General features: G+C 44.9%; 12 protein-coding genes. 6 read left to right on the top strand and 6 right to left on the bottom strand.

Going from position 1 to position 13,323, the window contains the following annotated elements; all coding sequences use genetic code 11:
- The first annotated feature begins 253 nt into the window (after positions 1-253).
- A complete protein-coding gene (locus KO537_RS06770; RefSeq protein ID WP_219234099.1) occupies positions 254-832 on the top strand; it encodes a nuclear transport factor 2 family protein in 579 nt (192 codons plus the stop codon).
- Between the two features lie 33 nt (positions 833-865).
- On the opposite strand, the gene KO537_RS06775 is transcribed toward KO537_RS06770, so the two are convergent.
- A complete protein-coding gene (locus KO537_RS06775; protein WP_219234100.1) occupies positions 866-1,513 on the bottom strand; it encodes a DUF938 domain-containing protein in 648 nt (215 codons plus the stop codon).
- A gap of 473 nt (positions 1,514-1,986) precedes the next feature.
- On the opposite strand from KO537_RS06775, the gene KO537_RS06780 reads away from it, so the two are divergent.
- A complete protein-coding gene (locus KO537_RS06780; RefSeq protein ID WP_219234101.1) occupies positions 1,987-3,276 on the top strand; it encodes an FAD-binding oxidoreductase in 1,290 nt (429 codons plus the stop codon).
- Between the two features lie 45 nt (positions 3,277-3,321).
- Here the strand turns inward: KO537_RS06780 and KO537_RS06785 are convergent, their stop codons facing one another.
- A complete protein-coding gene (locus tag KO537_RS06785) occupies positions 3,322-4,200 on the bottom strand; it encodes a LysR family transcriptional regulator (protein WP_219234102.1) in 879 nt (292 codons plus the stop codon).
- A 176-nt stretch (positions 4,201-4,376) separates the two neighbouring features.
- Here KO537_RS06785 and KO537_RS06790 point away from each other — a divergent pair, with 176 nt between their 5' ends.
- Positions 4,377-5,516: an S-(hydroxymethyl)glutathione dehydrogenase/class III alcohol dehydrogenase gene (locus tag KO537_RS06790; protein ID WP_219234103.1), complete on the top strand. Its 1,140-nt coding sequence runs from the start codon at positions 4,377-4,379 to the stop codon at positions 5,514-5,516.
- Positions 5,517-5,657: 141 nt separating this feature from the next.
- Positions 5,658-6,500, top strand: coding sequence for an S-formylglutathione hydrolase (gene fghA / locus KO537_RS06795; protein WP_219234104.1), 843 nt, complete (start codon positions 5,658-5,660; stop codon positions 6,498-6,500).
- Positions 6,501-6,618: 118 nt separating this feature from the next.
- Here the strand turns inward: fghA and KO537_RS06800 are convergent, their stop codons facing one another.
- Positions 6,619-7,995 (bottom strand): L-serine ammonia-lyase, encoded by a 1,377-nt coding sequence (locus tag KO537_RS06800; protein WP_219234105.1) that lies wholly within the window; start codon positions 7,993-7,995, stop codon positions 6,619-6,621.
- 385 nt (positions 7,996-8,380) lie between these two features.
- Between KO537_RS06800 and nagZ the strand changes: the two genes are divergently transcribed.
- Positions 8,381-9,409 (top strand): beta-N-acetylhexosaminidase, encoded by a 1,029-nt coding sequence (gene nagZ, locus KO537_RS06805; RefSeq protein WP_219234106.1) that lies wholly within the window; start codon positions 8,381-8,383, stop codon positions 9,407-9,409.
- 79 nt (positions 9,410-9,488) lie between these two features.
- Positions 9,489-10,028, top strand: coding sequence for an alpha/beta hydrolase YcfP (gene ycfP / locus KO537_RS06810; protein WP_219234107.1), 540 nt, complete (start codon positions 9,489-9,491; stop codon positions 10,026-10,028).
- A gap of 420 nt (positions 10,029-10,448) precedes the next feature.
- On the opposite strand, the gene KO537_RS06815 is transcribed toward ycfP, so the two are convergent.
- The 3 genes from KO537_RS06815 to KO537_RS06825 all read right to left on the bottom strand — a co-directional run bounded on the left by KO537_RS06815 (position 10,449) and on the right by KO537_RS06825 (position 12,892).
- On the bottom strand, positions 10,449-11,327 hold the full coding sequence (locus KO537_RS06815; RefSeq protein WP_219234108.1) for a J domain-containing protein: 879 nt from the start codon (positions 11,325-11,327) through the stop codon (positions 10,449-10,451).
- An 87-nt stretch (positions 11,328-11,414) separates the two neighbouring features.
- Positions 11,415-11,945: a hypothetical protein gene (locus tag KO537_RS06820; protein WP_219234109.1), complete on the bottom strand. Its 531-nt coding sequence runs from the start codon at positions 11,943-11,945 to the stop codon at positions 11,415-11,417.
- 125 nt (positions 11,946-12,070) lie between these two features.
- Positions 12,071-12,892, bottom strand: a complete 822-nt coding sequence (locus KO537_RS06825) for a hypothetical protein (RefSeq protein ID WP_219234110.1) — start codon at positions 12,890-12,892, stop codon at positions 12,071-12,073.
- Positions 12,893-13,323 lie beyond the last annotated feature (431 nt).

Below are 13,323 nucleotides of genomic sequence, written 5' to 3' on the forward strand. Positions count from 1 at the left end.
ATAAGGCACTGAGTATGACGATCTGAGTCTGACTGTCGTCGGATAAATCACTAAAAAATAGTGAGAATAATCAGAAACTATCACCGCACAAAACAGCATAACGTAATATTAAGCCATATCGATATGATTAATATGGATATTTAAACTGGCATAAGCTTTGCTGGCGATGTGACTTTATGTTTCGTGGTGCATTCATGTTTGTGACGTGAATAGTCGCCATACAAAATGTATTGCCAATATTTACGGAGAGAATATGAATCCAGTATTTTATAGCTTAGCCACAGTCGCTGTTTTAACTTTGTCACTCGCCACTACCGAACCTGCTGTTGCCACAGATGCGCCCGCATTAGCTAAAGCAGCATCAGTTAAAACGGCAGGGGCTCCACAAGCTGACATTGCGCAGCCCGCAGCTGCACTTACAGACACTTTATCTACCCAAATTGCAGCGGTGGATTTTGCTGTGTTCGACAGTTTCAATAAGTGTTCAGCCCCTGCTGAACTCAAGAAACACGCGGCGTTTTTCACTGAAGATGTAGAGTTTTACCACGACACGGGTGGCGTGACGTGGAACCGCAAGGACATGATCGCTAATACCGAAAAATATGCCTGTGGCCATTACCGCCGCGAGTTAGTTGCGGGCACGATGAAAGTGTTTCCGGTGAAAGAGTTTGGCGCGATAGAGCAAGGCGTTCATCGTTTTTGCAGCTTTGAAACCGGCAATTGTGAAGGTCTAGCCGACTTTGTCATTGTGTGGCGCAAACAGAACGAACAGTGGAAAGCTACCCGAGTGCTGAGCTATGGGCACAGAACCGCCGAGGCCAAAACGGACTAAACCACTCAACCAAAGCTAGCTTTTAACAAAAAGCTAGTCTCTAACAAAATGCAGTAGTCGATTATTGGCGGGCATAGCCACATCTTGCTTCAGCGTTAAGCCTTGCTCGCTGGCTAAACTGCAAATCCATTCAATATCGCGAATGCCGCTGGCGGGATCCCGCTGTTTTAAAAAGGCATCAAACTGGCGATTGCTGTCACTGCTAAATTCGCCTTGGTAGTTAAAGGGGCCGTAAATGCACAGGGTCTTGAGTTGGGGGAGATACAGACCAAGGCCAGTAAAAAACGCTTCAACCATATTTTTGCTCATAATATGCAAAGTGTTTGCAGTAAATACGCCATCAATATCAGGTGTTAATCCCTCCACTGGCCATGACACAGTGACATCAAGGGTAAGTGGTAAGCGTAGGTTTGCCGCTGCATTGGGTAGCTTGCCTTCATGCATACACCTTGCGGTAATGACCTCAATATATTCAGCTTGATCGCTGGTTTGCCAGATTAGAAGGGGAAGATTTGCTGCAAAATACACAGCATGTTGCGCTGTGCCACTGCCGATTTCGAGTACATGTTGGTTGAGTGAGAATGCTTGTGTTAATACCGCTAAAATCGGCGCTTTGTTGTTTTCACACGCTTGGGAAAACGGCAATTGGACAAGTGGCTGGGTAATTGGCATTAGTGGCATAATGGACTCTAGGTTGCTGAGATAAAAAGAGGATGACGCCGCACAAGCCTATCTTAAACCAGCAAAAAGTATAAGGCTTAAAAGATAAAATCAGCCGCGCCTTAACATTCGGAGTCTCTATCTTAGGTACCTTAATTTTAGAGCCTTAATTTTAGTGCCTTAATTTTAGGTACCGCCATTTCAGAAGCTTCCATCTCAAGCACCTCCATTTCAGGTTCTTCAAGAGGAGCCTGCAGCCAGCTCAACTCCCTTTGTCATGTCCTGCAAATAGTTATCGCAATTCACTGTTGACCTCGATCTCAACTCAGATATACTCACAAATTCTGAACGCTTGTAAAAAATATAAAACAACGTCGGTATAATGCCGCGTTAAAACGAGTGTCCTAAAACTGAGTGTCCAGAAGAACTGAGAGCCCAGAACTAAGACTTAACACTCACTTTCAGCCATCAACTTTCAACATCAAGGAATGACTATGCCAACAGAGCGTTGCGCCTCCTACTACAATGCCACCATTGACCAAGAGTCAGATTATCCTTCGCTTGAAGGCGACATTCGAGTCGATGTGGCGATTGTTGGTGGCGGTTTTACCGGCGTGGCAACGGCGTTGGAATTATCTGAGAAGGGCTACAAAGTGGCGCTTATTGAGGCCAATAAAATTGCGTGGGGCGCGACCGGACGCAACGGCGGGCAGGTGACGGGCAGTTTGTCCGGCGATGTTGCGATGACAAAACAGCTGCGCCGCCAAATTGGCAATGAAGCTGAAGATTATGTGTGGAATTTACGTTGGCGCGGTCATGACATTATTAAAAACCGGGTGGCCAAGTACGGCATAAACTGTGATTTAAAGTTTGGTCATATCCAAACTGCTTACCAGCCAAAGCACATGCACGAGCTTAGGGCTATGCATAATGAGGCGCAGCGCCGCGGCATGGGTGAATTTATGACGCTGGTATCCGCCGATGAAATGCCCGCCTATTTAGGCTCGCCCTTGTATCACGGCGGCTTGGTCAATCGGCGCAATATGCATTTACACTCTGTTAATCTATGCCTTGGTGAAACCCGCGCGGCAGCAGGTCTTGGGGCATTAATCTTTGAACACTCACCCGTACTTGATATTGAAGAAGGCGATGTGGCGACTGTTGTCACTGCCAAGGGAAAAGTGCGCGCCAACAGTGTGCTGATCGCCGGTAATGCTTACCATAAACTCGCCCGTCCAAAACTGCGCGGTATGTTATTTCCTGCGTCCTTAGGCAATTGCGCCACTGCGATTCTGCCCGATGATATCGCTTTGCAAATCAATCCGCAGGATTTAGCCGTGTACGATTGCCGCTTTGTACTGGATTACTATCGCCTGACCGCGGATAAACGGCTGATGTTCGGCGGCGGCACTAACTACAGCGGCCGCGATCCTAAAAATGTGGCGGCGGAATTACGGCCCGCAATTGAACGTACGTTTCCACAATTAAAGGGCATTAATATCGAATTTGCCTGGGCCGGAATGGCAGGAATTGTGATTAACCGTATCCCGCAGCTCGGCAAAGTGTCGCCTAATGTGTTCTATTGCCAAGGATATTCTGGGCACGGAGTGGCGACATCGCACATTATGGCCGAGATCATGGCCAATGCGATGGACGGGCAATTACGTGAATTTGATTTGTTTGCCGCCATGCGCCATATCCGCATTCCTTTAAATGAATGGTTCGGCAATCAAGCGTTGGCGTTAGGCATGTTGTATTACACTTTGCGGGAAAACTGGCGCTAGTTTGCGCCGTGTTGTCTGCTACCAATCAATCTGCTCAAACAGTATTTAATCCTGTTCGATGAGCTTTTCGGCAAGGTAATCGACCAATACACGGATCTTAGCCGACAGGTGGCGGTTTTGCGGATAGAGTGCCCAAATGCCTTCTTTGGCTTCGCGGTGACTGTCAAGGAAGGAGAGCAACCGTCCGGTTTGAATATCTTCTTCAATATAATAATCAGGCAGTTGAACTATCCCTATGCCCTTTAGTGCCGCATCCCTTAATGCGTATCCACTGTTACAATTGAGATTGCCGCGGACTTTAATATTGCGCTCGCGGCCATTTTCTACAAAGCGCCAGTAATTATGATTACCGATCAAACAATTGTGCTGGCTAAGTTCTGATAAGGTATGGGGCTGACCGTATTTTTCCACATAGCTTGGTGAGGCGGCGACATAGTGGGTACGGCTGCTGAGCGGTTTGGCCATCAAACTCGAATCTGCGAGTTTTCCGAGGCGAATGGCCAGATCATAACCGCCTTCAATCAAGTCCAAGGTGCGATTGGTCAAGTCGACGCTAAATTCAACGCTGGGATATTGCACCATAAAATCATTGAGTAATGGCATGATAAATTTCTCGCCATAGGCGACGGGCGCCGTGAGCTTGACTAAGCCTTGGGGTGAGTCCTTTAGGTTTGAGATGGCGCGCTCGGCTTCTTCTAACCCCGTTTGTAATTGGCGGCAGTGACGATAATAAATCGTGCCTTCTTCGGTTAACGACACTTTGCGGGTTGTGCGGTAAAAGAGTTTTGTGCCGAGGCGGTTTTCTAAGGTGCTCACTTGGCGGCTAACGTGGGCGGTGGAGATATTCAGCCGCTGCGCCGCTAGGGTAAAACTTTCGGCCTCAGCCACCGCGACAAATTCAGAAATGCCGTCCCAGAGATACATTGTTGTTACTCAGTAAAAATGAATTGCTTGAATACTAGATTGTCTCTCGCTGAGAAACAAATACAATCCTCCTATTCAGTAGCATCAGTGCAATGGTCGCAAGAATTTGCTTGGCCTGAATTGAATTTATGATACACCAATGACTTACTCCTATTACCTATTCAAGGGACGTAACAATGTCGAACGAAAAACCGCAGTTTATTAAATCAAAGGCCGCTGTTGCTTGGGGGCCAGGAGAACCACTTAAGATTGAAGAAGTGGATGTGATGTTACCTAAAGCGGGCGAAGTCTTAGTGCGCATTGTGGCTACAGGCGTGTGTCACACGGATGCCTTTACTCTGAGCGGCGACGATCCAGAAGGGGTATTCCCGGCGATTCTTGGCCACGAAGGCGGCGGTATCGTTGAGCAAGTAGGCGAGGGGGTGACCAGTGTACAAGTGGGCGATCATGTGATCCCACTTTATACCCCAGAGTGCGGCGAGTGTAAGTTCTGCCTATCGGGCAAAACTAACCTGTGCCAAAAAATTCGCGCGACCCAAGGTAAAGGCTTAATGCCCGATGGCACCACGCGTTTTTATCTTGATGGCAAGCCTATTTTCCATTACATGGGCTGCTCGACCTTCTCTGAATATACTGTGTTACCTGAAATCTCATTGGCTAAAGTCAATAAGAGCGCACCATTAGAAGAAATTTGTCTGCTGGGTTGCGGCGTGACCACTGGTATGGGCGCTGTGATGAACACGGCCAAAGTGGAAGAAGGCGCAACCGTGGCGATTTTCGGCCTCGGCGGTATCGGTTTATCGGCGATTATCGGTGCTACTATGGCCAAAGCCAGTCGCATTATCGCGATTGATATCAACGAATCTAAGTTCGAGTTAGCCAAAAAACTCGGCGCGACCGATTGCATCAACCCTAAATTACTCGATAAGCCTATCCAAGAGGTGATCGTTGAAATGACCGATGGCGGCGTAGATTACTCATTCGAGTGTATCGGCAACGTCAACGTGATGCGCAGCGCCTTAGAGTGTTGCCATAAGGGCTGGGGCGAGTCGGTGATCATAGGTGTTGCCGGTGCTGGACAAGAGATTTCAACCCGTCCATTCCAATTGGTGACTGGCCGCGTTTGGCGCGGTTCTGCCTTTGGCGGTGTGAAAGGGCGTTCTGAACTGCCACACATTGTTGAGCGTTACATGGCGGGTGAGTTTAAGCTCGATGATTTTATCACCCATACTATGGGACTTGAGCAAATCAATGAAGCGTTCGAGCTGATGCACCAAGGTAAGAGCATCCGTAGCGTGATCCATTTTGATAAATAAGCGATTTTGCACGCTAAGTTGATGCTTCAGCTTGATGTGACAAACCGGCAGACAGGTGCAAATCTGTCTGCTGTGTTGCCAACTGAGCAGATGACTAACGCTAAGACAAGCGCTAAAAGATTGAGCTTAAAAAGGACTTGTATGACCATAGAAAATATCAGTTGTAACAAGAGCTTCGGCGGTTGGCATAAGCAGTATCGCCATCAATCTCAGTCGTTAAACTGCGAGATGCGCTTTGCCATTTATCTGCCGCCTGAGGCGGTGAATAAACCTGTGCCTGTGCTGTATTGGCTTTCAGGTCTAACCTGTACCGATGAAAACTTTATGCAGAAGGCGGGTGCACAGCGCATGGCAGCAGTACTTGGGATGGCGATTGTCGCCCCTGATACCAGTCCTCGCGGTGACGATGTGCCCGATGCGGCAGATAAAGCTTACGATTTAGGCTTAGGCGCGGGTTTTTACCTCAATGCGACAAAAGCACCTTGGAATCGTCATTACAAAATGTACGATTACATAGTCCATGAGCTGCCTACCTTGATTGAAGCGCATTTTCCTGTCACTACCCAGCGCGCCATCTCCGGCCATTCAATGGGCGGTCATGGTGCTTTGGTGATTGGTCTGAGTAATCCACACAGATACAGCTCAATTTCGGCCTTTAGCCCGATTTCGAATCCAAGTAATGTACCTTGGGGTATTAAAGCCTTTAGCGAGTACTTAGGTGAAAATCGTGAACATTGGTGTCAGTATGATGCCTGTGAGTTGCTTAAGCTCGCGATTAGCGAAGTGCCAGTACTGATTGACCAAGGTGAAGCTGACAGCTTTTTAGATACCCAATTGATGCCACAATCGCTGGTGGATATCGCCCATACCAAGGGTTATCCCTTGGATGTGCGGATGCAAGCGGGGTACGATCACAGCTACTACTTCATCGCGAGCTTTATTGAAGAGCACCTTAAGTTCCATAGCTTATACTTTAAGCCTTAAATAGCCGATTCAGCAGTCACGCCGATGAGCTAAAACAAAAATGCCGCAACTTTGTGAGTTGCGGCATTTTTTATGGTGCGATTTAAGCAATTAGCGAAAGTGAATTAACACTCAGCACTTAGCACTCAACAATGTTGACTGCTAGGCCACCTTTGGCGGTTTCTTTGTATTTACTGCGCATATCTCTGCCGGTGTCCATCATGGTTTTGATCACTTTATCTAGTGAAACCTTATGGTTACCGTCACCGCGTAGGGCCATACGAGAAGCGTTGATCGCTTTGATCGCGCCCATGGCATTACGTTCGATACAAGGCACTTGCACTAGGCCGCCCACAGGATCGCAGGTTAGACCTAAGTTATGTTCCATGCCGATTTCAGCCGCGTTTTCAACGTGCTCAACCGTACCGCCCATGATTTCAGTCAGTGCGCCAGCGGCCATAGAACAGGCCACGCCCACTTCACCTTGGCAACCGACTTCGGCGCCCGAAATTGAGGCATTTTTCTTGTACAAAATACCAATTGCAGCGGCAGTTAATAAATAACGGGCGCAGACATCGATATCCACTTCTTGTACGAAGGTATCGTAATAGCATAATACGGCAGGAATAATTCCCGCAGCACCGTTTGTTGGCGCAGTGACGACGCGATCACCGGCCGCATTTTGCTCGTTGACCGACAGGGCGAATAAATCGACCCAATCCATAGCGGTTAATGGATCGACATTGTTACGGCCTTCGGCTTTCAAACGACGGTACAGTGCAGGTGCACGACGACGCAGTTTTAGGCCGCCAGGTAAAATACCTTCCTTCTGATAACCGCGTTCGATACAGGTTTTCATCGTCTGCCAAATATTCCACAGCTTGGCTTTGACTTCATTTTCAGTGGCTAAACTCAGTTCGTTCGCCATCATTAAAGAAGAAATGCTGAGACCTTGCTCGCCGCATAATTCCAGTAAGTGAGCCGCACTCACAAAATCAAAAGGAGCCGATTCAATTTGTGAGGCTGGTGATGCATTACGTTGGCTAATTTCATCTTCATCTAAAATAAAGCCGCCGCCCACTGAGTAGTAAGTGCGATCAAAAATGCATTCCCCTTTACAGTAAGCGTACAAGGTCATGGCGTTAGCATGCGCAGGTAGTGTTTTGCGTCTGTGATAGGTAATGCCTTGCTCACGGGTAAACTTAACCACTTTGCCACAGTGCAGCGTTAAGGTTTCGTCCTTGGAGACGTGTTCTAAAATACCGTCGATACTGTCAGTGTCCACGGTTTCGGGATCTTCGCCCATTAAGCCTAAAATCACTGCTTTGCCCGTGCCGTGGCCTTTGCCTGTTTGGCCGAGGGAGCCAAAGAGTTCGGCTCTTAATTCATCAATCTGGGTCACGAGTCCTGAGTCAGTCAGGTTTTGCATAAATATTTTGCCCGCTTTCATTGGGCCGACGGTATGTGAACTCGATGGACCTATGCCGATCTTGAACATGTCAAATACGCTAATCATGATAGAAGTCCTGTTGTGTCTTGTTTATTATTTTAGTCTGAGTGCATGGGATTGCTCGCTCTGCAGATTGAAGCACGCTAATCTTGCGCGTGTACTCTGGTCAGTGGCGGCGTTCTTTCATGCGAAATCTGCTTGTGTGATACTCTAACGCCAGTATCCCATAGATTAGTGTGACAATTCACATTAGTTTTTTTTATTCGTAATAGTTCGGATAAGCTGAACTTAATTGGGACTTTTTTACAGGCCATTTTATGGTCAAGAATACAGGCTTCGACAGCGCTACAAGAGTAGGTGGCTCGCTTTTTTTAGCTTTTTTGTGAGCGTGGACTACTTATGGCTTGAGTGGTTATTTTTTGAGTATTAATGAATATTTTTAGGGAGAAGTATGAGCTATTTAATGTTGGATTTACTGTCGTTGGACGTCAGTGAGGCTGAGTCTGAGATGCTACGCCATCCACAGGTGGGTGGTTTAATCCTATTTTCCCGCAATTTTTCGAGCCGTGATCAGTTGCTCCGTCTGGTACAACAGATACGCCAAATCCGCCCAGAAATATTAATCGCCGTCGATCACGAGGGTGGCCGAGTACAACGTTTCCGTGATGGTTTTACTATTATTCCCGCCATGGGCGACATTTTACCCGCAGCAAAGGGTGATATGGTATTGGCCAAGCGTTGGGCCTGTGAGCTCGGTTTCTTGATGGCGATTGAATTACTGGCTTGCGATATCGACTTAAGTTTCGCGCCCGTGTTGGACTTAAACGGCGTGAGCCAAGTCATCGGTAAACGCAGCTTTAGCCCAGAGCCCGCCGAGGTCATTACACTGGCCGAAAGTTTTATTGCTGGCATGGCCGCAGCTGGCATGGGCGCTGTGGGTAAACATTTCCCCGGACACGGCAGTGTGGTGGCGGATTCGCACTACGAGAAACCCATTGATGAACGTGATGCCGAGGCCATTTTTGCAAAGGATATCCTGCCGTTTAAAGAATTGATCGCAAAAGAGAAATTATTAGGCGTGATGCCCGCGCACGTGGTTTACCCTAAAGTCGACCCTAACTCTGCGGGCTTCTCTGAATACTGGTTAAAACAAGTGCTGCGTAAAGAACTTGGCTTTAACGGGGTGATTTTCTCTGACGATCTCGGCATGCAAGGCGCAGGATTTGCGGGCGATTACCGTGCAAGGGCCAGCGCCGCCTTAGCCGCAGGTTGCGACATGATTTTAGTGTGTAATGACAATGCGGGCGTAATGTCGCTACTCGATGGCTTTACTTGGCCTGCGAGCGCGCCACAGTATCCTGCGAGTTTACTTAAACCCAATGCCGCGCAAACGGCAGCGGCGCTCGATAATACGGCTCGTTGGGAAAATGCCAAGCAGCTTGCCGAGCAAATTTGTTTGGCTCAACAGGCGAAAGTTTGATGTAGCGCAAGGTGTGAGATCACTCTTTTGCTAGGGTTAGTTAATTCACTGTAATCAAAAATGATTAAAAGGCCTTGATATGATTTTCTATCTTCATGGATTTGATGCTACTAGCCCAGGTAATCACGAAAAAATGCGTCAGTTGCAATTTATTGACCCTGATGTGCGTTTGATCAGTTACAGCACTTTGCACCCTAAGCACGACATGCAACACTTGCTCAAGGAAGTCGCTAAGCAAATGCAGCATAGCGACGATCCCGCGCCGTTAATGGTTGGCGTAGGACTCGGCGCTTATTGGGCCGAGCGGATTGGATTTTTAAATGGTCTTAAATCTGTGCTGATTAACCCTAATTTGCACCCAGAAAATAATATGCAGGGCAAGATTGACCGCCCAGAAGAATATGCCGATATCGCCAATAAGTGTGTGTTGCAATTTCGCGAAAAGAATACCCACAAGGCCATGTGCATATTTTCTGTGAATGATGAGATGTTCGATAATCAGCAACTCGCCAGTGAATTAAGCGCCTATTATTCGATTGATTGGGATGACGTTCAACCCCATAAATTCCCCCAGCTCGCTGCCCATCTGCCCAAAATAAAAGCCTTTAAGTTGGCTTGATTTATATCGATTGAATAAAAGTATCACTCCTCTTTTTATATTTAAGAGGGGAGTGGATTTATCTCATCGGCTATTCCGCCTTATGGTTTTGGCTTTCGTACTTCAAACCGCGCACATTGTGAGTGTGACTAGATTAAGTAGAATTTTAGTGTTGGCTGATATCCCCGCATATAGGCTTGCCATGGTATTTACTCACCGACGCGCTGCTAGTCCATCCTTGGATGCTCGACCGCCCCGTCCATGGGGCGGACGGTCGTCTCGCCAATCACCATGGCTCACCTTTCGTGCATTCACGTAACCTGTAGATTAAAAAGACATACGCAACACACTTTTGGACAATTTCCGAGTTAGAGCCTTAACTCTAACTCGTCAGTTTCGGATAAAAATTTCTATGGGTTAACGCCGCCAGAAGCGGCGAGTTTACGAGTCCGACTTGCTGGCCTTGTTAGCCGATGCAACTTGGTACACTGTAGATATTGAACCAGAATTGCGGCTTATTATAGCTTTTCTTTTTAGTGCTCTTTCTAAGATAACCTCGGCGGTTGCATGTGCCAACGGCGAATCAATTCTGCTCGAACTACCAAAGATAAAGTAAAATGGGTATCGAGGATACCTTTCATGTCGATGCATAATGAAGTCGACAAAATGTTCAAGAGTGAAGGTATCGCTGTGTAAGCTATCAATGAAGCTAGCAAAGAGTCTGTTTTGAACTGACTCAGTTTTCAAGCTTTCCTGCCGCTCTTTAGTTAGCTCCTCCCTTCTCCATGTAATAACCCAAAACACAACAGCAAAAATCAGCATGTAAAGCCATGTGATATTTGTGGACATACTATCGAAATTAATGAACTTACTTAGCACTGGATGTTCTTTTACTGTATTTGGAAACATCCAAATGGCTGAAATAGCGACAGTGATAGCTGTTAGCGCAATTCTTGGAGTTTTAAGCTTTGAATGATATCTTCCAATGCTTCGGTTAATTTCAGAGGATAATAGAGTATCTTTACTTGAAGCCTCGTTCTGTGCGGCTACCATCGCGGTTACAGCTTTAGTCAAATCTGTTACTGCAGAAATTGTTACTAAATCAGTATTGTTTTTATTAATGTTGTCAATGTAGGAAATGGCTTTATCGAGTTCATGGTATTTCCTCTCGCTATCTTCATCAACAAAGCTACCACCATTCTTATCAGGATGATGCGGTGTTTGCATTATTCTTAGCTTCGATCTCAGCTCATCCATTGAGTCTTCTTCAATGCCAAATTGATCCATTATCATTTTAACTGAAGAAAAAGTAGTGCTCATAAATATCCTTTGTACGGCTAACGCCGCAATAAGCGGACTAGAATAGTGGGTTATAATGTGTAGCGATGTGAAACGTAACCCGCTGTTTTAGTTCCGTTTAATTGCCTTGCTAGGCATTTTTTGCCAGTAAGTAGACCTTAAAACCTGACCAAGAAGAACACTGGTTTTGTCATAGTCATCTGAATAGCTTGAGTAATACGCACCAGCTTCATATTGATCTTTAGCAAGTAGGAACTTTGTACAATTTCCTTTTAATGACATCAGGTTGCCCCTTAACTCATCATCAGAAATTCGTTGAATTAATATAGAAACTTTTGCACTCGAACTTCTATTTAGCTCACTTAATTCATCTGGGATTAAGCTCCCCCAATGTTCAGTTTTTTCAAAGTGAACACGGTCATGCCTATGTATTTGAGAACAAGTACGAATATATTCTAAAAGTTCAACTTGTAGCTCAAGAATAGTCTGTCGTTGAAAGGCATTGGCTAATTCCTCTCTTTCATGCTGAATAGTCTTATTTTTTAAATTATAAGAGCTCCAGTTCGTAATTGCAGTTGTAGCAATACTTGCAAGAGCACCAACAATTGTACCAATAAAACCCCATGTAACTGCTTCCATAAATGCTACTACCTCGTGAATGCCTAACGCCAAAATAATGTGCGCCAAGATGAACATTCCAAACCTACCGCACTTTAAACCAAAAATTCCGCACTTACTGCGTCACATTGATTTTTTTTGTTAAATTAAAATATTCGCATACCTTCATAATGCTTCATACTACTAGGTTCAATGCCATCAGCCATCGATGACAATATACTAATTAACCTACTGTTGACATTTTTACTTTCATCGTCTAAGTGTTTACCCAATAAATCATTTAAATTTCTACAAAAATCAGCTCTTGTGAAAGGGATCGGTAACTCATCATTTATTCTAGCTTTATTCATTACATTAAGGTCATTAGATAAAACATTGAAATTATGTTCATTTAATATTTTATTTTTTCTTAATTGTGTTAGTTTTCTTTTAGCTTTATTGATATTGTTGTTTTTCAAGCAAGCTAGACACCACTTCCAAACTAGTATCGGGTCTAAATTTTTAGATGTAAAATCTAATAACTCGGAGTATATTTCAACTCTCATTGAAGGTAAAAGCACACTTATAAGTGTCGTTCGGTCACGATGATAGTAAAAATCTCTCTTTTTTAATTCATCAATTATTATAAACTGATATAATCTTATGGCTGCATCAACTGCTTTTTGAGATTCACTATCTGTAATCGCCACATCGGGATTGTAATGAGAAGCTTTATCCCCAAAGTTTTTTATTAAGCTTAAAGAATCTATAATACCTTTATCTATCTTTCCTTTTAATTTTGAAATTAAATATGATAGCGATTCTTTTTTATACGTTTCATCTTCAAATTGATCTTTTAAAAACTCTTTTATTAGCATTTCTGCATACCAACGAGCTGTATTGGCTTTTGTTTCATTAGATAAGTCTTTTGATAAAAGATCTCCGATTCTATGACTAGCTTTTGATGGATATAATATTTTTTCTTTCATAAATGACCAACTTGAAATTTTAATTTAACAATTTATTCGTGCGCATGCGCGTTTATCACGTTAGACCAGTAAAAATGCGCACAGTTAACTATCTGTATGTAAAGAAGTTATCAGATTTTTTACAAATACACCATCCGGAAAAACGCGCATGCGCGTTTTCCAAACCTATTATCTAAGTTCCGCTTTACATAACTAATTAATTTTAAATAGTTTTAGATGTTAATGATTGAGATAGCGCGCACAAAGATTGACTTAAAAACACTCAGAGCTACGCATTTTTTAATACGACTGTCTAACGCTCCAGTTTCGGCCACTTATGGTGAATTGCTGAAAGCAGAAAATAGATGAGAATTTGTTGGGGAAATGAGGTAGCAAGTTTGTGGTCAAACGCCCCGTGTTAACTCACTTTGGGGCAATAGCTTTTTAGCTAA

The sequence above is a fragment of the Shewanella sp. NKUCC01_JLK genome, assembly GCF_019345615.1.
GTDB classification, from domain to species: domain Bacteria; phylum Pseudomonadota; class Gammaproteobacteria; order Enterobacterales; family Shewanellaceae; genus Shewanella; species Shewanella oncorhynchi.